This window comes from Halorubrum aidingense JCM 13560 (assembly GCF_000336995.1).
GTDB lineage: Archaea > Halobacteriota > Halobacteria > Halobacteriales > Haloferacaceae > Halorubrum > Halorubrum aidingense.
Genome location: NZ_AOJI01000011.1, coordinates 1 through 19,262, shown reverse-complemented (window position 1 = coordinate 19,262; position 19,262 = coordinate 1). Strand labels below are relative to the sequence as shown.

General features: G+C 69.0%; 21 protein-coding genes. 8 read left to right on the top strand and 13 right to left on the bottom strand.

Going from position 1 to position 19,262, the window contains the following annotated elements:
- Positions 1-75: 75 nt before the first annotated feature.
- A complete protein-coding gene (locus tag C461_RS01500; RefSeq protein WP_007998019.1) occupies positions 76-1,140 on the bottom strand; it encodes a hypothetical protein in 1,065 nt (354 codons plus the stop codon).
- A 96-nt stretch (positions 1,141-1,236) separates the two neighbouring features.
- Here C461_RS01500 and C461_RS01495 point away from each other — a divergent pair, with 96 nt between their 5' ends.
- Complete coding sequence (locus C461_RS01495; protein WP_007998018.1) at positions 1,237-1,968, top strand: DUF5781 family protein; 732 nt, start codon at positions 1,237-1,239, stop codon at positions 1,966-1,968.
- A gap of 312 nt (positions 1,969-2,280) precedes the next feature.
- On the opposite strand, the gene C461_RS01490 is transcribed toward C461_RS01495, so the two are convergent.
- Positions 2,281-3,663 (bottom strand): hemolysin family protein, encoded by a 1,383-nt coding sequence (locus tag C461_RS01490; protein WP_007998017.1) that lies wholly within the window; start codon positions 3,661-3,663, stop codon positions 2,281-2,283.
- A gap of 130 nt (positions 3,664-3,793) precedes the next feature.
- On the opposite strand from C461_RS01490, the gene C461_RS01485 reads away from it, so the two are divergent.
- From C461_RS01485 to C461_RS01475, 3 genes are all read left to right on the top strand, one after another.
- Positions 3,794-4,090, top strand: coding sequence for a glutaredoxin family protein (locus C461_RS01485; protein WP_007998016.1), 297 nt, complete (start codon positions 3,794-3,796; stop codon positions 4,088-4,090).
- Position 4,091: 1 nt separating this feature from the next.
- A complete protein-coding gene (locus C461_RS01480) occupies positions 4,092-4,601 on the top strand; it encodes a redoxin domain-containing protein (RefSeq protein ID WP_049906200.1) in 510 nt (169 codons plus the stop codon).
- A gap of 77 nt (positions 4,602-4,678) precedes the next feature.
- Entirely contained in the window at positions 4,679-5,317 is a 639-nt protein-coding gene (locus tag C461_RS01475) for an L-threonylcarbamoyladenylate synthase (protein ID WP_007998014.1), read from the top strand.
- Positions 5,318-5,375: 58 nt separating this feature from the next.
- Here the strand turns inward: C461_RS01475 and C461_RS01470 are convergent, their stop codons facing one another.
- Complete coding sequence (locus C461_RS01470) at positions 5,376-5,642, bottom strand: HAH_0734 family protein (protein WP_007998012.1); 267 nt, start codon at positions 5,640-5,642, stop codon at positions 5,376-5,378.
- 188 nt (positions 5,643-5,830) lie between these two features.
- Between C461_RS01470 and C461_RS01465 the strand changes: the two genes are divergently transcribed.
- Entirely contained in the window at positions 5,831-6,784 is a 954-nt protein-coding gene (locus C461_RS01465; RefSeq protein ID WP_007998010.1) for an AAA family ATPase, read from the top strand.
- Positions 6,785-6,831: 47 nt separating this feature from the next.
- On the opposite strand, the gene C461_RS01460 is transcribed toward C461_RS01465, so the two are convergent.
- From C461_RS01460 to C461_RS01435, 6 genes are all read right to left on the bottom strand, one after another.
- Positions 6,832-7,581, bottom strand: a complete 750-nt coding sequence (locus tag C461_RS01460) for a DUF7519 family protein (protein WP_007998009.1) — start codon at positions 7,579-7,581, stop codon at positions 6,832-6,834.
- A complete protein-coding gene (locus tag C461_RS01455) occupies positions 7,578-9,074 on the bottom strand; it encodes a DUF58 domain-containing protein (RefSeq protein ID WP_007998007.1) in 1,497 nt (498 codons plus the stop codon). The genes C461_RS01460 and C461_RS01455 overlap by 4 nt, the downstream gene beginning before the upstream one ends.
- Entirely contained in the window at positions 9,071-10,003 is a 933-nt protein-coding gene (locus C461_RS01450; protein WP_007998005.1) for a DUF7269 family protein, read from the bottom strand. The genes C461_RS01455 and C461_RS01450 overlap by 4 nt, the downstream gene beginning before the upstream one ends.
- On the bottom strand, positions 10,000-10,701 hold the full coding sequence (locus C461_RS01445) for a DUF4129 domain-containing protein (RefSeq protein ID WP_007998003.1): 702 nt from the start codon (positions 10,699-10,701) through the stop codon (positions 10,000-10,002). The genes C461_RS01450 and C461_RS01445 overlap by 4 nt, the downstream gene beginning before the upstream one ends.
- 192 nt (positions 10,702-10,893) lie before the next feature.
- Positions 10,894-12,714: a ribosome biogenesis/translation initiation ATPase RLI gene (locus tag C461_RS01440; RefSeq protein ID WP_007998001.1), complete on the bottom strand. Its 1,821-nt coding sequence runs from the start codon at positions 12,712-12,714 to the stop codon at positions 10,894-10,896.
- Between the two features lies 1 nt (position 12,715).
- Positions 12,716-13,024 carry an EMC6-like membrane protein gene (locus tag C461_RS01435; protein ID WP_007998000.1) on the bottom strand — a complete coding sequence of 103 codons (309 nt, stop codon included), beginning with the start codon at positions 13,022-13,024 and terminating at the stop codon, positions 12,716-12,718.
- 375 nt (positions 13,025-13,399) lie between these two features.
- On the opposite strand from C461_RS01435, the gene C461_RS01430 reads away from it, so the two are divergent.
- Positions 13,400-13,681: a MarR family transcriptional regulator gene (locus C461_RS01430; RefSeq protein WP_007997999.1), complete on the top strand. Its 282-nt coding sequence runs from the start codon at positions 13,400-13,402 to the stop codon at positions 13,679-13,681.
- Between the two features lie 65 nt (positions 13,682-13,746).
- On the opposite strand, the gene C461_RS01425 is transcribed toward C461_RS01430, so the two are convergent.
- Entirely contained in the window at positions 13,747-14,055 is a 309-nt protein-coding gene (locus C461_RS01425) for a DUF7536 family protein (protein ID WP_007997998.1), read from the bottom strand.
- Positions 14,056-14,240: 185 nt separating this feature from the next.
- Between C461_RS01425 and C461_RS01420 the strand changes: the two genes are divergently transcribed.
- Positions 14,241-15,215: a C-terminal binding protein gene (locus C461_RS01420; RefSeq protein ID WP_007997997.1), complete on the top strand. Its 975-nt coding sequence runs from the start codon at positions 14,241-14,243 to the stop codon at positions 15,213-15,215.
- A 74-nt stretch (positions 15,216-15,289) separates the two neighbouring features.
- On the opposite strand, the gene C461_RS01415 is transcribed toward C461_RS01420, so the two are convergent.
- The gene (locus C461_RS01415) at positions 15,290-16,153 is read right to left on the bottom strand and encodes a DUF6663 family protein (protein WP_007997995.1); all 864 of its coding nucleotides are present in this window, start codon (positions 16,151-16,153) and stop codon (positions 15,290-15,292) included.
- Positions 16,154-16,317: 164 nt separating this feature from the next.
- On the opposite strand from C461_RS01415, the gene C461_RS01410 reads away from it, so the two are divergent.
- Complete coding sequence (locus tag C461_RS01410) at positions 16,318-16,941, top strand: methyltransferase domain-containing protein (RefSeq protein WP_007997993.1); 624 nt, start codon at positions 16,318-16,320, stop codon at positions 16,939-16,941.
- Positions 16,942-17,016: 75 nt separating this feature from the next.
- Here C461_RS01410 and C461_RS01405 read toward each other — a convergent pair whose 3' ends face one another.
- A complete protein-coding gene (locus C461_RS01405) occupies positions 17,017-17,547 on the bottom strand; it encodes a type IV pilin (RefSeq protein ID WP_080506235.1) in 531 nt (176 codons plus the stop codon).
- A gap of 99 nt (positions 17,548-17,646) precedes the next feature.
- Positions 17,647-18,975, bottom strand: coding sequence for a DUF7094 domain-containing protein (locus C461_RS01400; protein WP_007997990.1), 1,329 nt, complete (start codon positions 18,973-18,975; stop codon positions 17,647-17,649).
- Positions 18,976-19,262: the final 287 nt, after the last annotated feature.

Sequence of the window (19,262 nt, the reverse complement as noted above, 5' to 3'; positions counted from 1 at the left end):
CTCCTCTCGATCGGCCTCGATCTGCCCCGACGATCGCTCGCCACTCAGTCCCACCCAGTCCCACTCAGTCCCCACTCAGTCGCTGCCGACCGCCAGCGCCCGCGCGGGCGACGCCGGCAGGTCGGCGGACACGCGCTCGAAGGAGCCGCCGGCGTCGCCGGTCCGGTACAGCCCCTCGTTGTGGAGCGCCCAGATCTCCCCGGACGATCGCCCGCTCGCGAGTACCGCCCGGAAGGTCCCCTCACCCGTGGGAATACCCCGGTCGGCGAGTCGCTCGAATCCCGCACCGTGCCGGTAGCGGTAGAGGTACGCCTCGCCGCGGCTGTGGGCGGCGGTCGCCCCGGCGGCCGCGCTCACGAGCGCCGTTTTCGGGTCGCCGGGGTCGACCGCGAGCCCCCAGACGTACCCGTGATCGAGCCCCTCGTCGACGACGCGCCACGACCGTCCTCGGTCGTCGCTCGCGGCGAACCCGTCGCCCGCGGCCGTATACACGCGGTCGGGCGCGTCGGGGTGCGTCGCGATCGCGTGGGTGTCGTACCGAGAGCCCTCGGGCCGATCGATCCACGTCTCGCCGCCGTCGGGCGTGACGACGAGCGCGCCGGCCTCGATACCGACGAACCACCGCTCGGGATCGGCCGGACACGGCTCGATCCACCGGACGTGGTGGGTGTCGGGGCGGGGCGGGAACGACCACGACGCCGCCGAGGGCACGTCCGTCAGTCCCGGAACGTGATCGACGGTCTCGCCGCCGTCGACGGAGCGGTAGACGCGCGATGGCTCCGTTCCGATCCAGACGACCGACGAGTCGTGCGGGCTGGTGGCGACCGCGGTGACCGCGTCCGGCCCCGATCCGCCCGGCCCCAAGGTCGCCGCCGCGACGCGCTCGAACGTCTCGCCGCCGTCGACGGACCGGAACAGCCCGCCGTCGAAGGTGCCGGCGAGTACGCGGTCGGCGGGCGTGTCCTCGCCGCCAGGGGCGTCAGCGACGTCAGCCGCGTCAGCCGCGTCAGCGGCGTCGGCAGCCGAAACGACCGACAGACACTCGACGTCGCGATCGGCCAACCGGATCGAAGCCGTCCCCGAGTCGGGATCGACGACTCGAAGCCCGTCGTCGTAGGCCGCATAGAGGCGTGTGGACATACGTCGAGGTTCGACCCGCAGCGACAAAGGCGTGTCCGACACGGGCGCGAGACGGGCGCAAGAGACTTATCGGCGCCCCGCGTGTGAATCATACGCATGGATCTCCGCGTACAGGGGGACGTACCCCCCGACCCGTTTCTCGGCGCCGCCGACCTGTTCGAAACCGAGTGTTCACTCGCCGATCCCGTCCACGTCAAAGTCCGCGAGGACCCCGACGAGCGAACGTGGGCCGGTCACTACGACGGCTATCACGTGCTGAACGTCTCGAAACGCGCCGCCACCAGCGCGATGGCGCGCGAGTTGGCCGTACACGAGCTCTCGCACATGGCTCGCTACGAGGAGGGCCACGCCTCCCACATCCAGTCGACGGAGGAGGCGCTGTATCTGGGGCTCTCCGGTGAGAAGGTGGAGCGCCGAAAGCTCGCGCACTGTTACCAGATCGCGAACCACATGAAGGACATTTACGCCGACGACATCACGCTCTCCGTCGCGCCCGCGGACAAACTCTTGGGCTTCCTCGAGTCGACGCTCGCGGCCGCCGTCGCGGACAGGCCGACCGTCTCGCGCGACGGTGCCCCGCCCGTCACGGCCGGCGCCGACCCGGAGATCACCGCGGTCAACGCCGCGTTCGCGCTCGCGCTCGTCGAGCGCCACGACATCGCCGGACCGAGACACCGGATCTACGACCTCGCGCGCGTCGCCGGCAGCGACACCGACGCCGTCGACGTCGACGCGTTCAAGAATCGCTTCCTCGCGCTCGGCCCGGACCCCTCCGAGAGCGACTACCGGAAGGCGCTCGTCGACGCCGCTCGCGCGTACGCTATTTAAGGAGATAGATTGCTGAAAGCGGGGCGTTCACAGAGCACACGGTCTGCAGACGGGATCTACGCGGCGACGACCGCTTATAAATAAGCGACACGGTGGCGCGCTCCGGTGAGCGCCGCAACGCGGCGCGAATCCGAGCGCGAGGGAGTCGGCCGGCGCTTATAAGCGCCGGCCGACGAGGCTGGGGAGGCGTGAGGTGCGGAGCGGTGCTGTACAGGGCAGGGCACAGCCGACCGATGCCGTCGCGGTCGCGCCCACCACGCCGGCAACGATTTATAAATAGCCGCCACCGCCGAGCCCCGCCCGGCGATCGACTTACGCCGCGTCGTCCGCGGTCGTTTCGGCCCCGCTCGCCTCGTCGTTCTCGATCGTCTCGCCGTCTTCGTCGACGTCGAGCACGGTGACGCGCGCGGACATGATCCGGGTGTTGTCGACGCGCTCGATCCGAATTCGGACGCCGTCGAACTCGATCTCCTCGCCCTCCTCGACGAGCCGCCCGGCGCGGTTAAACACGAATCCGGCGAGCGTCTCGAACTCCTCGCCCTCGGGCAGGTCGATGTCGAGAATCTCGTTGACCTCGTCGATGTTCACCTCGCCCTGCACGACGGCGACGTTCTCCTCGATGAACTCGACGGGCGCCGACTCGTCGCCCTCTAAGATCTCGCCGACGATCTCCTCGACCATGTCTTCGAGGGTGATGATCCCCTCCGTGGTCCCGAACTCGTCGATGACGGTGACCATCTGGAGGCGGTTGTCCTGCATCTCCGCGAGCAGTTCGTCGGCGTTCTTCGACTCGGGGACGTGCAGCGTCGGTTTGACGACGCGCTCCAAGGAGGGTTTGCCCTCGGAGTAGCGCAGTTCGCGCACCAGGTCCCGCACCGTCACGACGCCGATGATGTTGTCGAGGTTTCCCTCGTAGATGGGGACGCGCTCGTGGTCGGCCTGGATGCACGTCTCGATCGCCTCCTCGACCGACGACTCCTTCGCGACCGCGGTGACGTCGAGTCTGGGCGTCATCACCTCCTTTGCGATCGTGTTGTTGAACCGAAAGATGCGGTCGAGCATCTCGCGTTCCTCCTCCTCGATGACGCCCTCGCGCTCGCCCGTCTCGATGATGTCTTGGATCTCGTCGCGGGTGACGTACGTCGACTCGATCGCCGCCGACCCGCCGATCACCTTGTTGACGCCCTTGACGATGTAGTCGAAAAGCACCACGAGCGGATACAGCGCGTACTCGGAGAGCTTCAGCGGGCGCGCGATTCGGAGCGCCCACGACTCGGTGTTCTCGACGGCGTAGGACTTGGGCGCGCTCTCGCCGAAGATCAACACCAGCGTCGTGATCCCGAACGTCGTCGCCAGCACGGACTGCCCGCTGGTGAGAAACAGCCCGAACAGCGCGGTCGCGATGGAGGTCATCGCGACGTTGACGATGTTGTTGCCGACGAGAATAGTCACCAGCAGCCGGTGGGGGTTCTCCTTCATGTCGCGGATCGTCTCCGCGCCCCTGACCTCCTCGTCGACGAGGCTGTCGACGCGGTGCTGCGGCAGCGAAAACATCGCGATCTCCGAGGAGGAGAAGAACGCGGACAGACCGATCAGCGCCACAATCGCGAGGACACCGAGGACGACCACGGCGTTCTCGCCCGGCATCGGCACCTGTAGCAGATCGGTCAGCAGCGTGCTCGTCGACAAGCCCATGTTCATTCGTCTTCCGGCGGCGGATGGTTAAAGGATTACTTTCGGCCACCGGGGTCGACGGACGGTTCAGCGGCCGAGCGAGCGTGCCGGTGCCGACACGATTACACGTCCCGCGGTCGAACGAGGGAACATGACCGAGCCACAGATCACCCTGTATCGACTGCAGGCGTGTCCGTTCTGCGAGCGCGTCGTCCGGACCCTGGACCGCTTCGGCTTGGAGTACCGGTCTCGATACGTCGAGCCGATGCACTCCGAGCGCAACGTGGTCAAGCGCGTCTCCGGCGCCCGCAGCGTCCCCGCCATCGTCGACCGCGAGACCGGTGTGACGATGTCCGAGAGCGCCAACATCGTGGAGTACCTCGAAGGGACGTATGGTGACGCGGCGACCGATGGGGGCCGCGCAGCCGACGCGGAAGGAGGTGCCTGAGATGGTCGATTTCGACGTCGTCGACCTCCCCGAGGCGGACCACGTCGAGGAGGGGGACACCGCGCCCGACTTCACCCGCCCGCTCGTCAACGCGGAGTACTGGGAGGACAGCGCGCTCGACGACGCGGTCGACGAGCCGACCCTCCTGTTGTTCCACCCGATGGACGGCGCCTTTCAGGCGACGTACCTCTACAACGCGGTCGACGAGCACGGCTGGGCCGACGACCTCCAAGTGCTCGGGCTGTCGATCTCCTCGCCGTACGCCCACAAGCGCCTGCTCGCCGAGCGCGGCGAGGGCGTACGGATATTCTCGGACCCCGGCGCGGGCGTCGTCGAGGAGTACGGCCTCGATCACGACATCGACGGGATGACGGGGATCACGGAGACGCGCCCCGCCGTCTTCCTCCTCGACGGCGACCGCACGGTCGACTACGCGTGGGTCGCGAGCGAGCACCCCGAGTTCCCCGACGCCGAGGAGATCGACGACGCGATCGATCGGCTCGTCGACTGAGCCGCCGCACCGACGGGTCGGTCCGTGCGACGCACCCACTCGTCACCCTTTTTCAGGATGCCCACGAACGGGAACCCGTGACGACCGACAGCGACGATCCTCGGCGAACGACGGACGGGGCGCCGGACCGCGAGGACCTCCGCAGGGCCGCCGCCGCCGTCGCCGACGGCGACCTCGTCGTCTATCCGACGGAGACGGTGTACGGACTCGGCGGCGACGCGCTCGACCCCGCCGCCGTCGAGCGCGTCTTCGAACTCAAACAGCGCGACCGCGGGGACCCGCTCTCGCTAGGCGTCGCGAGCGTCGACGCCGCGCTCCGGCACACCCGGCCGAGCGAGTTCGCGCTCGCGTTTGCTCGCGCGTTCCTCCCCGGTCCCGTGACGGTTATCGTCGAACGCGGCGCCGACGTGCCGGACGCGCTCACCGCCGGGAGCGACCGCGTCGGGATCCGAGTGCCGGACCACCCCGTCGCCCGGACGCTGCTTCGCGAGACCGGACCGCTCACCGCGACGAGCGCGAACGTTTCGGGGTCGGGCAGCGTCACCCGCATCGCCGACCTCGACGCACGGATCCGCGACGGGGTCGCCGCGATCGTCGACGGCGGCGAGACGCCGGGCACCGAGAGCACCGTCGTCGACCCCGAGGCCGGAACGATCCATCGACGGGGCGCGATGGCCGGCGCGATCGAGGCGTGGCTCGAAGACCCGCCGGTGTGAGCGGGTTCGATTGAGGGGTGCGCGAAAAGCGGGTCGTCGCGACGAACGAGTAATCCGGTTAAACCGACAGCTCGCCCTTCTCGCTGAGGACCTCGACGTCCGCGGCGTCGACCGAGTCGACGTCGAGCCAGTGGGGGACGTACTCCCGTTTGTCGTACGCCTCGCGCTCGTCTTCGGTGCCGACGGTACACCAGAGCTGCGGTTCGTCGGGGCCGTGCCAGCCGCCCTGCACGTTGATTCCGAAACAGACCAGCTCTTCGCCGTCGTACTCGATCACCGCGTCCCGCCGGATACCGGGGTCGCCGCGAATGATGAGGTGTTGCATACTCCGTCGTTTGCGGGTTCCGTGCTTAATCGCTTCGGTACGGCGGATCGACGGCCCCGAAAACCGGTGAGACCGCTTCGTCGAATCCGCGTGGACGACGCGACACGCTCGATCGAACCGGCGGGTAAGCCGACCGAACCCGCGTTTATGAGGAGTATAACCAACGGGGCGACGCCAGTCCGATCGGTATGGATCCTGCGACTGCGCAGCGACGAAGCGACGAGATCCTCGACGGAATCGCCGCGGCCGTGGTCACCGAGCGGTCGACGCTGAAGACCGTTCTCGTCGGGTTGCTCTCCGACGGCCACGTCCTGCTCGAGGACGTACCGGGAACCGGAAAGACGCTCACGGCTCGGTCGTTCGCGAACGCGGTCGACGTCTCCTTTTTGCGCGTCCAGTTCACGCCCGACCTGTTGCCGGCTGACGTCATCGGCTCGAACGTCTTCGACGAGAAGACCCGGAGCTTCGAGTTCCAGCCCGGACCGGTGTTCGCGAACGTCGTGCTCGCGGACGAGATCAACCGAGCCCCGCCGAAGACGCAGGCGGCGCTCCTGGAGGCGATGGAGGAAGGGCAGGTCACCGTCGACGGCGAGACCCACCCGCTCCCCGACCCGTTCGTCGTCATCGCCACGCAGAACCCCGTCGAGATGGACGGGACCTTCGAGCTCCCGGTCGCCCAGAAGGACCGGTTCGTCGTCAAGACCAGCCTCGGCTACCCCGACCGAGCGGGCGAGCTCGAACTGATCGATCGGCGCGCGGGTCGCGAGGCCTCCTCGCCGTCGGTCCGAACGGTCTGCTCGCTCGACACGCTCACGCAGCTCCGCCGCGTTCCGGAGTCGATCCGCGTGGAGGACGGCGTCCGGCAGTACCTCGTCGACGTCGCCCGCGCGACGCGAACGGACGAGCGCGTGAACACGGGCGTGTCGCCGCGGGGCATCCAGCGGTTCTTCGAGGTCGTGAGAACCCACGCCGCACTCATGGGCCGGACCTACGCGACGCCGGACGACGTGAAGGCGATGGCGACGTCCGCGTTGTCCCACCGGATCGTGGTGACTCCCGACGCGCGCGTTGCGGGCGTTTCGACGACGGAGATCGTCGACGATATCCTCTCGGAGCTGCCGGTGCCGCAGCTGCGTCCCTGAGCGTCGCGACCGCACGCTCGCCCCGACGTGGTACCGACGGGCGTACGCTACCGGTCAGAGCCGAGGACCAGGACCGCGCTGCCGACGACGAGCGCGACGAGCGCGCCGAACGGGAGGCCGTCGACGCCGAGACGGGCCACGCCGAGCGCGACCGCGATGGCTCCCACGCCGACGCTCGCGGCGACGCCCGCGTGAGCGAGTTCGGCCCGAACGGTCCTCGCGCCGCGCTGCACGCCGATCTGCCCGCCGACGGACACCGCGTTCTCGGCCGCGTCCCGCGCGAGGATCGCCCCGAGCGCCGCGAGCAGAAGCGCGACGGTGCCCGCCCCCTGTGTCACCCCCGTCACGAGCACGCCGAGGAACACGAAGCCGGTGCCGACGTCAATCAGGGCCCGACTCCACCGGAACCGAACCGGCGCGAGCGCCGCGGAGAGCACCCATAGACCGACGATGCCGGGAAGCAACTCGATCCGATCGATGAACTGCGGGGGCTGCGTGGCCGCCTGTCCCACCGCGACGAGAACGACGAGCCCGCCACCGAGCGCGACCAGCGCGCCCAGGGCCGACAGAGCCGTCTCGCCGTGACGAGCGAGTCGTCCACCGATCCCGAAGGCGACGACGCCGACGAGGGCCAGCCGAAGGATCTCCCGCTGGAGGGGCGCGTCGGCGACGAGCGACACGGCAACGGCGCCGGCAGCGAGGGCGACGACGCTGCTCGCGACCGCCGGTCGGCGAACGAGCCGAGCGGTCTCCCCGTCTGGCACCGCCGTCGGTCCCGCCGCGTCTGGCGCCGTCATCGGCCCCTCTCGACGATCGCTGTCATCGCCGCACCGAGCGGCTGGGCCGGCGTCCAGTCGACGACCGGGATACCCGCGTTCCGCAGCGCGCTCAGCCGCTGGGCCCGCTCCAATCGGGCGAGGCGCCCGCCCGCGGTCTCCGCGGCGGTGACGTCCGGACTGACGACCGTGACGGCGGTCCCACCGCTCTCGAACCGCTGGGCGATGCGGGAGGCCTCGTCGTCACACAGCGGCGAGATCAACACGACCTGCGTGTTCGCCCCGAACTCGGCCCGAATTCTGGACAGCTGAGTGTCGAGCGGTTCGGTCTCGTCGGAACCCGCGCCACCGCCGCTCGGGCCGTCTCCAGTGACGGAGCGGGACGGGGCCGCCCCGCCCTCACGCTCGACTGTGCGTGCCGTTTCCGGGGGATCCAGCCCGAAGGCCGGGTCCGTCGCCAGCCGCTGGTGGAACCGGCTGGCGTGATCGCGACCGCTTCGGGTCGGAAGCACGGACACGTGCCGTCCGAACCCGGCCAGACCGACTCGGTGATTCGCGTCGAACAGCGCGTCGCCGATGCGGTCGGCGGCGTCGACGCCGAGCGCGACCGCGTGGGGTTCGGTCTCGTCTGCGGCCCGATACGACGCGGGCCGCGCGTCCACGCACACCACCACCTCCGCGAGCCGTTCGGTGCGGAACGCCATCGAGGTGAGTTCGCCCGTCCGCGCGTATCGGCGCCAGTCGATCCGATTCGCGGGGTCCCCGCGCCGGTACTCCTCGACGGAGTAGAACTCGACCCCCTCGCCCCCGTCGTCGGTGACCAGCGGACCCGGATGGTGACCGCTCTGCGCGCGCAGCGGGACGGTCGGGATCTCCGCTTCGCACTCGAAGGAACTCGCAGCGGTGAGTGGGCGTTCGACCTCCACCGACCCGCTCGCGTCGCGACAGAGCACGGTCGTCGGCCGGAAGACGTGGCGGCCCGGGCGCGCCCGGAGCTCGTAGCGTATCGTCGCCTCGTCGCCCGGGAGCAGCGCCGTCGCGCGTCGCGGCGATCCGTCCGAGACCGAAAGCATCGCGGGGGTTCCGTCGACGACCCGGAGGTCGGCGAGCGCCGCGTCCCCCTCGTTCGTGATCGTCGTCCGCACGGACACCCGCTCTCCGTCCGCCGGCGACGCCGGATCGAGTTCCCGTCGGATGGACAGATCGGGGTCGGGAGTCGCGGTGAGGCGCGGATAGGCCGTGTACGCGCCGGCGAGCGCGCCGATCAGTAGCAGCGAGGGCCGTTCCGCGAGGACGCCGATCGCCACCGCGAGAAGCGCGACGGCGGCGATCCCCCGCCAGCGACCGGTCCACCGAACCGATGACGGTCGGTCCGTCCCGGACGCCGGTTCGGCCGTGCCCCCGCCGTCGGTTCTGGTCGCCGAGCCCCGCTGGGGTCCCCTGTCGACCGCAGTCCGTTCGGGACGCTCCAAACGACCGATCCAGCGACGGAGGGCGGCGATATCGGGCGTCATTGAATACCCTCCTGAGTCGTCTGCCGCTCGTCCGAGCGGCGGTCCGAAGCTCTGCCGGCGTCCCGATCCGCGTCCCGGTCGGAACCCCGGCCCGGGTTGCGAACGGTTGCCGCATTCGGGTCCTCGTTCCCGGCCCGATCACCGTCCCGGACCACCGACCTCTCACCGGTCGCCTTCGCCAGGATAGCGTCGACGGTCCGGTCGGCCGGATCGCCGTCGCCGGTGACTCCCAGAGAGGAGAGGGTACCGCCCAGGACTCCGCGTCTCGACGCGGAAAGATAGGATGCGGCGACGGGGTCGCTCGTCCAGGTGCCCTCGTCGACGCGACGGCCGGCGTCGGTGCGCGAACGGCCCTCCGCGCGCATCGTCGCCCGGATCGCCGCCTCCCGGAGCCGACGGCGACGGTCGGGCGCCGACCGAGCGGAGAGGAGCCGACTCAGTCGCCCGTCGCCGACGCGGTCGAACGACGCACCGGGATACGTCGCCGTCAGGACCCCCTCGACGGCCGGCGGGGTCGCCTCGCTGATGCCGCGGACGCGCTGTGTCGCCACGAGGAGCAACGCGATCCCGACCGCCAGAAGGCCGAAGGCCGCCAGCACCACGTAGTCGCTCCCGAGGGCTTCGATCGCCGCGTCGATCCGGAGCACCTCCTCCGTCTCCGGATCGAACGCGACGAGCAGTCCGGCACCGAGCGTCGCGACCCCCACCAAGAGAAGCAGGACGCGCGTCGCCCGACCGAGGCGGGCGAGCAGCCCCCCGTCGTCGACTCGGCGTGCGTCCGGATCGCCGTGTTCGGTGCGACCGGTCTGACCGATCACGTCGGTCGCGTCCGTCGCGTCTGTCGCGTCCGTCTCGTCTGTCGCGTCCGTCGCGTCCGTCGCGTCCGTCGCGTCGAGTTCGCGGTCGTGAGCGGCGGTTCGGTCGTTCATTTCACACCGCCCTCCAGCGCGCGGAGCCCCTCGCGAGCCCGGTCGATCTCCGCGTCGACCGAACGGCCGCCGTAATGCACGTGCTCGAACGCGGAGACGATCGACTCGACCGCGTCGCGATCGACGCCGCGAGCGCGAGCGAGCGCACGGCACTCGTCCGGGGTCGTCGTCTCGGGCCGGTCCGGGTCCAGCCGACGTATCACCTCCACCCACGCCCGGTCCACGTCGTGTTCGGGGTCCGTCCCGGGCCAGCGTCCGGCCGCCGGTCGCGGCTCGGCGGCAGGGGTCGTTCGGGAGTCGCGCCCGAAGAAGTCGACCAGAGCTCCCCGATACCGATACGCCACCGCAGCCACTCCCAGAATCGCCACGATCGGGAGGAGGAGACGGAAGAGTCGGCTCAACAGCGCGAGCAGGCGGTCGAGGAGCGAGCGGTCATCGGCCGCGGACCCCGAGCCACCGATGGAACCGCCGCCGGCACCGGCGGCGCTCTCTCCGCCTCCGCCCTCCCCGCCCCCGCCCTCGATGGACTCCTGAATCGCGGCCGCGTCGTTCTGACCTATCGGTAGGTTCTCCCAGTCCGGGTTTATCTCCTCGTCCGGATCGGTCGTCAGGCTCGTCTCCAGCGTCGTCGACGCGACGCTCAACGACGTGATCGCCAACAGCGCGATCACCGCCGACAGGAGTCGTGACCGGTTCATAACGCGAGAGAGGGCGTGACGGACAGACAGCCGCTACTCGATGACGACTCGATGAGGATCAGCTGCATTCACGGAACGGGCACACCGAAGGGGGTTTAGTATACACTCCGTACCAGCCGCAAGACGGTTATACTGAGACGATGGACTGGGGGCGAACGGTCTCTGAGAACCGGAACCGTTCGATCCGAGCGACTAACCGGAGTAGTAGTACTCGCCGTCGCGCTTCTGTGAGCTGTCGAGCTGGGAGCCCGGCTTGTTGATCCGGGGGCGACCCGTTCGCTCGTCGCGCCGGAAGGTGATGTCCAGGTCCGCGAGGAACTCGTTCATCCCGTCGCGCATGTCCTGGGGCGGGGTCGCGTGGCCGCGTTCGGCCGGCTCGCCGTCGAACACCATCAGGCGGTCGGCGAGGAGGTCGATCATGTAGATGTCGTGGTCGATCACCATCACGGTCGCGTCGTGGTTCTCGGCGTACCGACGGATCGCGGTCGTCGCGCGGACCCGCTGTTCGACGTCGAGGTGCGCGGAGGGCTCGTCGAGCAGGTAGAGGTCGGCGTCCTCGGAGAGGCACGCGGCGATGGCGACGCGCTGGCGCTCCCCGCCCGAGAGGTCCGCGAGGTTCTGCTCCATGATCCGGTCGAGCTGGAGCGGCTGGGCGATCTCCGTGTTCCAGTAGGAGCTACCGAACTCGTCGGTGATAGACGAGAGGAAGACGTCGACGCGCATCGGCTGGTCGATCTCGATGTACTGCGGCTTGTACGCGATGTCGAGCGCGAAATCGAGGTCGCCCGTGTCCGGCTCCAACGACCCCGCGAACAGCTTCGCGAGCGTCGATTTCCCGATCCCGTTCGGCCCGACGATGCCCAGCACCTCGGACCGGTTTATCGCCCCGCCCTCGACGTGGAGCTCGAACTCGCCCTCACCGTACGACTTCGAGAGGTCGGGGTACTCGACCAGCGTCTCGCTGCGAGAGGAGACGCGCGGAGCGTGCTCCTCGAACGTGATCGCGGAGGGACGGATCCGCATGTTCTCGTTGTCGAGGTAGCCTTTGAGGTACTCGTTGATCCCGTTTCGGACCGACTTGGGGTCGGTGATGACCCCGTACGCGCCCGGCTCACCGTAGGCGACGTGGAGGGTGTCGGCGAGCAGGTCGAGGATCGCGAGGTCGTGCTCGACGACGAGCATCGAGCGATCGGCGGTGTCGTCGTCCGCGAGCTCGCGGATGAGCCGCGCGACGACCATCCGCTGACCGATGTCGAGGTACGGGGTGATCTCGTCGAGGAAGTAGAAGTCGGCGTCGCGGGCGAGGCAGGCCGCGATGGCGACGCGCTGAAGCTCGCCGCCGGAGATGGAGTCGATGTCCTGGTCCATCACCGGCCGGATGTTGAGCCGGTCGATGAGTTCGTCGAGCGCGCCGCGCTCGTCGGTCCGCTCCAACAGCTCGCGGGTGTTGCCGTCGAACTGCTTGGGGATCTGGTCGACGTACTGCGGCTTGCGGGCGACGGTGACGTCGCCGTCTTTCAGCGACTTGAGGTAGTTCTGGAGACCCGTCCCGCGGAAGCGGTCGAGCACGCGGTCCCAGTCGGCTTCGCCCTCGTGGTCGCCGAGGTTCGGGATCATCTCGCCGGCGAGCCCGTGAACCGCCGTCGACTTCCCGATCCCGTTCGGCCCGAGAATACCGGTGACGTTGCCCGGCTCCGGTGTCGGAAGCCCGTACAGCGAGAAGGCGTTCTCGCCGTAGCGATGGACCGGCTCCTCGTCGAGTTCGGACGGGAGATTGATGATCTCGATCGCGTCGAACGGGCACTTCTCGACGCAGATCCCGCACGTCTCGCCGAGACAGATCTCCTCGGAGATGTGTATCTGATCCGGGTCGCCCTCGACGGTGTCGGGGCCGCGCTCGGTGATACACTCTTTGCCCGTCCGGTTCGGCGGGCAGTAGTTCGCGCACTCGTAGTTACACCGATCGGGCTGGCACCGATCGAGGTCGACGACGGCGATGCTGTCGTCCGCCATGTTAGACACCCAACTGCACGGTGGACGTTGCCAGTACGGTGTAGCTGATGAACCACAGCGTGAACGTCAGAAACGCCACGTAGAGGTTATCCTTAACGCCGAAGTCGCCGACCCCGATGACCTTATACAGCGGGTACTGGACGAGTACGAACGCGCCCATCACCAACACGAGGGTCGTGCTCTCGGCGGCGGCCACGTCGGTCCCGACGTACATAGCCGACACGACGCCAGCGGCGATCCCCGCGAGACAGGTGATCGTCGTGACGACTACGCTTCGGGTGTGGCCCGTTATCCCCGAGTCGTCGCTCATACCAACGGATCCGCGAGCGCCCGTGAAAAGCCGTTCGTTCCGGCCCCACTCGTCCCGAACGTCACGCGAGCCCGCTCGGGTCCGACACGACGGCGGCTGCGCCCGTCGGCACGGATCGTCCGCGCCGTCGGGCCGGGAAATCGTATCAGTTGAAAGACACCCAAAGCACTCGTCGACCCGAGTTCCGCCGCCGACCGAGAGCGCGCGCGAGCCGATCGTACTGACTGACCGGTCAGTCTGTCGGCGATAAAACGGATTTTTTTGCCGGTATTCGGAGTTTTACCAGAATAAATTGCCGGCATCTGCGTCGAAATCCGCTGAAACGGCCGAGGGTCCATCAACATTTATGACGATGTACGGTTTCGATTCGTAACGATGGAAGGAACCCAAACGGAGGGTCTCGACGACCTCCCGCCGAGCGCCAAACTCGTTTTCAAGGTGCTCGAATACAACGGACCGTTGACCCAGAAGGGGATCGTCCAAGAGTCGATGCTGTCCGCGCGGACCGTCCGGTACGCGCTCGAACGGCTCGAAGGGATCGGCGTCGTCGACGAGGACGTATACTTCGCGGACGCCCGGCAGAACCTCTACAAGCTCACGGAGCCCGCACAGGAGTTCACCGGCGACGAGAGTGACGCCTCCTGCACGGCCGACTGACGACGGAGACGGTTTGGGTCACCGTCCGAGACGCAAGCCGGTTCCGCCGTTCGCTCGGTCCCCGCTCACGCGTCGCGGTCGGGAGAGACGTCACGGGCGCCGCGAACCGCTTCGGCGATCGTGAGTCCGATGGCCACCAGCAGCCCGAACGTCGCCGCCAGCACGAACGCCAGGAGGAGAAACCACACGTCGGGACCGAACAGCGGATACTCCCGGGTGTCGATCACGGGGCCGAACAGCTCCAGCGTCCGAACGAGGTACAGGAGAACCGCGAGCGCCGCCCCGGAGAGGAGGCCGATCCGGACGTTCCGGTAGAACGCCAACGACTCCAGGAGGACGAGCATCGGCGGTTTCGTCGAACTGTCGTCGCTCACGGGCGCCCTACCCGGCGGGCGGTCAAAGAGCCATCGGAACGGCGGCGGGCGGCACGCCGTCGAGCGGGCGAAAGCGATCGAACAGTCCGATCGCGGCGGAAACCGTCACGATCTAAAATCGGTGTTTTCAGCGGCTGAACGCGTCAGTAACAGCCGTCAAGTGGGGTGAGCACGAACCGCCGCGCATGGCAACAGTCGTGCTGTCGGCGTTCGAGATGATCGACCCGGAGACGTACCGCGAGGTCCTCGAGGAGGCGGTCGACGAGCCGGTCACCGTCGAGGTCGCCGAGTTCGACTCGACCGAGAGCCTGATCGCGGCCGCCACGGGCGCCGACGCGATCGTGACGGACATCAACACGCCCGTGACCGCCGAGGCGCTCGATCGGTTGGATCTTCGCGTGGTCGTCCGATCGGCTGTCGGTGTCGATAACGTCGACGTCGCGGCCGCGGCGGACAACGGCGTCACCGTCACGCGGGTCCCAGACTACTGCACCGACGAAGTGGCGACGCACTCGGTCTCGTTGCTGCTCGCCTGCCTGCGGTCGCTGGACGAATACGACGACGCCGTCGCCGCCGGCGGCTGGGACTGGACGGTCGGCCGCCCGATACGGCGCGTGAGCGCGTCGACGATCGGACTGGTCTCGTTCGGCCCCATCGCGCAGCGCGCGGCCGAGCAGCTCTCGGGGTTCGACGCCGAGCTCGTCGCGTACGATCCGTTCGTCGAAGCGGACGAGATGGCCGAGTACGGCGTCGAGAAGGTCGCGTTCGAGGAGCTGTTCGACCGCGCCGACCACGTCGGCGTCTACGCGCCGCTGACGGACGCGACCCGGGGGATGGTCGACGCCGACGCGCTCGACCGTCTCGGCGAAGAGTCGGTGCTCGTCAACGTGAGCCGCGGCCCGGTCGTCGACGCCGACGCGCTGCTCGACGCGCTGAACGCGAACGCGATCAAAGGCGCCGGGCTCGACGTGCTCGCGGCGGAGCCGCCCGAGAACGACCCCCTCGTCGGGCGTGACGACACGGTAGTCACCCCGCACGCGGCGTGGTACAGCGAGGACGCCCGCGACGAACTGAACCGGAGCGGCGCCGCCGACGTCGCCGCCGTCCTCAACGGTGAGGTCCCGGACGGTCGGGTCGATCCCGACGCCGACTGGCTCTGAGACGACGACGACGGTCGGACACCGGGGTCGACGCTCGTGACGAGTGACACCGGAGAACGAGAGAAGGAGCGCGGCTACAGCCGATCGAGGGCGTCGAAGTCGCCGTCGGCGTCGCCGGTGTCGCCCGACGCCTCGTCGGCGGAGCCGTCGCCGGAGTCCGCTTTCGCCGCCTCGAACTCGCCGGCTTCCAGCCCGGCGGCCAGCCCCGGCCCGAGCCCGTAGGTGTCCCGGACGGTCTGTGCGAGGACGCCGTCGCGGTCGAAGACGACGTAGACGGCGACGAAGTCGTGAGCGATCGGTCGGAGCACGAACACCTCTCGCGGCCCGTCGTCGCGGAATTCGTTGACGCGGGCGACGAGCGGCTCGATCGGCAGCCGGCCCGCCCGGAGGTCCGCGAAGGTGTCGCCGCCGGGCGCGTCGGCGAACAGATAGAGCGCGCCGTTGGGATCGCCGTCGTTCGAGCGTGTCGTGATCGAGCCGACCGCCTCGCCGTCGGCCCGGATCTGTCGCCACGTCTCGACGGCCGCCTCGAACATCCCCTCCACCTCGTCGGCGAAGTGAAACCGACTCTCGCGGACCACGTCGATATCGACGAACCGAGCCGACCCGTCCGTCCACGCCAGAGTCGCCTCGACGACGAAGCCGGGTTCCAGCGCCGACACGCGCTCCGCGAGGTCGCCCGCGTATCCTTCAGCGGTCGCGTACAGCGGGTCGAACTGATCCGCCGCGTTCGGGTCGTTCGGGTCCACCGGACCGTCGGGGAGTTCGACGAGGACGAACTCGTCCGGACGCTCGGCGTCGGCTCCCGGGGCCGGGTCGTCGCCTCCCGAAGTCGGGTCGTCGAGTTGGACGTGATCCCCGTCCGCTCCCTCGTCCTCGATGGCCGGGCGCGGGCGGCGGTCGTGCACGCGGAACCGGCCGCTCGTCGTCGGATCCATACCCGGAGATCGGTCGGCGGCCGGATAAGCCGGTCGGAAGCGGGCGTCAACAAGGGAGGCCGAAAGCCGGCATCGACAGCGCCGACGGCGAGGGCGACGGTCGAGGCGGCCGTTCCGCCCCGGATCCGTGTCGTTATGGGGCGGGCGGCCCAACGGAACGGTAAATGGGGATCCTCGAGAACAAGTCGAACGCCCGCCTGTTCTATAAGTACCTCTCGAAGGTGTACGACCAGGTCAATCGGTTCAATTGGAACGACGAGATGCGTTCGGAGGCGCTCTCGTGGCTTGAGTTCGGCGACGACCCGAAAGTGCTCGACGTCGGCTGCGGGACCGGTTTCGGCACCGAGGGGCTGCTCGAACACGCCGACGACGTCCACGGACTCGATCAGAGCGTCCACCAGATGGAGAAGGCGTTCGAGAAGTTCGGCAAACGCGACCGCGTGAACTTCTACCGCGGCGACGCCGAGCGACTCCCCTTCCGAGACGACACCTTCGACATCGTGTGGTCGTCCGGTTCGATCGAGTACTGGCCGAACCCGGTCGAGGGGCTCTCGGAGATCCGCCGCGTCGCGAAGCCGGGCGGACAGGTGCTCGTCGTCGGCCCCGACTACCCGCACAACCGCGTCCTCCAGCGGATCGCCGACGCGATCATGCTCTTTTACGACGAGGCGGAGGCGGACCGGATGTTCTCGGCGGCGGGATTCGAGGAGTTCGAACACCACATCCAGCGCGCGACGCCACAGAGCCCGCGAGCGATCACGACCGTCGCACAGGTCCCCGAAGAGTAGACGGGTTCACAACCACCGAAGAGTAGACGATCGCGGGCTTCGGCGGTCGATAACCGAGAGGCCAGAAGTCAGTTCTCACGCCGGTTCGACTACCGTCTCCAGCGTCGCGACCGGACGCCCGTCGACGGCGACCTCGACGGTGACCGTCCGCCCCGGCTCGAGCGTCGGGTCGTTCGTCCCCGCCACGCGGAACGACGCCGTGCCGCCGACGCGCCACCGGTCGGCGCTCGCCGCGTTGAACGCCCCGGTCGGTCCCGGATGGAACCCGGCCGCCGAAAAGAACGGGACGGGCGGCTGTCGGTCGAGCGGCTCGCCGTCGACGCGAACGCGGACCGACAGCTCGCTCGCGTCGAGGGCGTCGCCGCCGCGGTGAGCGATCGCGATCCGGTCGTCGACGGCCGACAGCGACAGCATCGCCGAGGGCGCGGGTTCGGCGGGCGCATCGAGCGCCGCGGTGACGACGCCGCCGGCGAGGACGACCGTGATCGCGAGCAACAGCACGCCGGCGACCGGCGCGAGCGCGCGGTCAGACGAGTTGGGAGGCGTCGGCGGACGCGAGTTGGGGGGCGTCGGCGGACGCGAGCTCCGAGGAGTATCGAGACGCACGGAGGGACTGCCGCGGTATCGAATAAAAGCTGCCGGCCGGTGAATCGGCGCGTCTGCCGGGGGCGGTAGTGGCGGTAGGGGTGGTAGCGGTGGTGGCGGCTACGCGTCGTCGGCCGGCCGCGGCGTCGCGATCGGCTCCAGACCGGAGACGACGACGACGCGAGGTTCGTCGACGACGGTGATCCGGTAGGTGTCCGCGGGCGAGAGGGTGCGGACGACGCCGTTTCGGTTCGTGGATCCGATCGATTGGCTGTCGCCGTCGCCGACGCTCTTCGTGACGGTGACGTCGGCGACCGGTTCGCCCGCCTCCTCGTCGCGGACCGTCACGGTCACCGGGCCGCCCGCGTAGCTGCGGTCGACGGTCACGTTGAAGCCGTCGCCGCTCTCCGTGACGGGCTCCGAGTCGGGGAACGCGTCGAGGGCGATCCGCTGGTGTTCGACGAACACCTGTTCGGTCCCGCCGCTGACGAACGTGCGGAGGGTGCCGAACTCGTGCGGGATGGTGATTCGTTGGACGGAGCCGGCGCCGAACGCGTCGGGCTCGCGAAGCGCCGCCGTCTCGGGGTACGCCGCGGCCGTGGCGTTGATCGCGTCGTCGTTGCTGATCTCGCCGCCGCCGCGGTCCCAGCGGTCCGTCCGGAACGCCTCCCGAACGTACTCGCCGTCGTCGATGGTCGCGAGCACGACCGCGCCGTCGCTCGACTCGACGTAGATGTCGGTGGCGGCGGTCTCGCCGCGGGCGGCGGCGAGCGCCTGGTCGCGCACCGGCCCCTCGTACACCTGGAGCGCCACCTGTAGTTCGTCGAGTCGGGTCGGTGAGCTGAACCCGTCGGTCTCGTCGGCGAGCTCGCTCAGCTCGTCGAGCCGCTCGTCGTACTCGCGGGCCGTCGCCGCGATGCGAACGAGCTCGTCGAGCAGCTCTCGGTTGGAGATGTTGCCCGCGGCGTGCTCGCGGAACGCCTCGTTCTGCCGGCTGTTGAGGCTCACCTCGTCGCGCTCCACCCGGCTGAGCGCGGCGAGGATCTCCCGCTGTCGCTCGGTCTCGGTGTCGGCGCTCTCGATACGCTGGACGACGGCCGCGGTCTCCATCGCGGCGTCCGTTTCGTCGACCCCGAACGAGAGCGACGACCCGAGGTTCGCTCCGCGGGGTCCGATCTCCACTCGCGACGACGCGTCCGCCGGGGTCGATAGCGTCCGGAACGTGAGGTTCGCTTCGTCGACCTGTGGCCGGTCGCCGGGAACGTCGGCGGCGGTCTCGGACGTGATCACCGGGTCGGGAGTGGTAGCGACGATCGAGGGATCCGCGGCAGAACCGCCGGCCGCAACGGGGTCGAGCGCGTCGGAACCGCCGGCCGCAACGGGGCCGACCGCGCCGGCGATCGGCGCGAGAACCAGCAGCAACACGAAGACGGCCGGGAGGGCTCTCATCACTCTCCGGTTCGCCTCCGGATATAAAAAATCCACCTCAATGACCGTGCCCGGACGCACCGCTCGCTGCGCCCCGCACTCGGACGGCTCGCCTACCGTACCCGAACGAATCGCCCGTTCTAAGCGGGCGGATCGCTCTCCGTTTCGGGCGGCGAAACCGGGTATGGAAAGCGTTTTGAGCGGCGCATGAGTGGCCTGAGTTGATGCGGAGCCCCGCGCCTCGCGTTCTCCTCGTCGCGGTGATCGCCCTGTCTCTTATACACATCTCTGAGCGGGCTGGCAAGGCA

Coding starts and splice junctions, on each gene's coding strand:
- C461_RS01465 (WP_007998010.1), top strand. CDS start 5,831: ATGGATCCTGCGACTGCGCAGCGACGAAGCGACGAGATCCTCGACGGA.
- C461_RS01430 (WP_007997999.1), top strand. CDS start 13,400: ATGGAAGGAACCCAAACGGAGGGTCTCGACGACCTCCCGCCGAGCGCC.
- C461_RS01455 (WP_007998007.1), bottom strand. CDS start 9,074: ATGACGCCCGATATCGCCGCCCTCCGTCGCTGGATCGGTCGTTTGGAG.
- C461_RS01445 (WP_007998003.1), bottom strand. CDS start 10,701: ATGAACCGGTCACGACTCCTGTCGGCGGTGATCGCGCTGTTGGCGATC.
- C461_RS01495 (WP_007998018.1), top strand. CDS start 1,237: ATGGATCTCCGCGTACAGGGGGACGTACCCCCCGACCCGTTTCTCGGC.
- C461_RS01460 (WP_007998009.1), bottom strand. CDS start 7,581: ATGACGGCGCCAGACGCGGCGGGACCGACGGCGGTGCCAGACGGGGAG.
- C461_RS01415 (WP_007997995.1), bottom strand. CDS start 16,153: ATGGATCCGACGACGAGCGGCCGGTTCCGCGTGCACGACCGCCGCCCG.
- C461_RS01420 (WP_007997997.1), top strand. CDS start 14,241: ATGGCAACAGTCGTGCTGTCGGCGTTCGAGATGATCGACCCGGAGACG.
- C461_RS01450 (WP_007998005.1), bottom strand. CDS start 10,003: ATGAACGACCGAACCGCCGCTCACGACCGCGAACTCGACGCGACGGAC.
- C461_RS01500 (WP_007998019.1), bottom strand. CDS start 1,140: ATGTCCACACGCCTCTATGCGGCCTACGACGACGGGCTTCGAGTCGTC.
- C461_RS01470 (WP_007998012.1), bottom strand. CDS start 5,642: ATGCAACACCTCATCATTCGCGGCGACCCCGGTATCCGGCGGGACGCG.
- C461_RS01440 (WP_007998001.1), bottom strand. CDS start 12,714: ATGGCGGACGACAGCATCGCCGTCGTCGACCTCGATCGGTGCCAGCCC.
- C461_RS01480 (WP_049906200.1), top strand. CDS start 4,092: ATGGTCGATTTCGACGTCGTCGACCTCCCCGAGGCGGACCACGTCGAG.
- C461_RS01435 (WP_007998000.1), bottom strand. CDS start 13,024: ATGAGCGACGACTCGGGGATAACGGGCCACACCCGAAGCGTAGTCGTC.
- C461_RS01490 (WP_007998017.1), bottom strand. CDS start 3,663: ATGGGCTTGTCGACGAGCACGCTGCTGACCGATCTGCTACAGGTGCCG.
- C461_RS01410 (WP_007997993.1), top strand. CDS start 16,318: ATGGGGATCCTCGAGAACAAGTCGAACGCCCGCCTGTTCTATAAGTAC.
- C461_RS01400 (WP_007997990.1), bottom strand. CDS start 18,975: ATGAGAGCCCTCCCGGCCGTCTTCGTGTTGCTGCTGGTTCTCGCGCCG.
- C461_RS01485 (WP_007998016.1), top strand. CDS start 3,794: ATGACCGAGCCACAGATCACCCTGTATCGACTGCAGGCGTGTCCGTTC.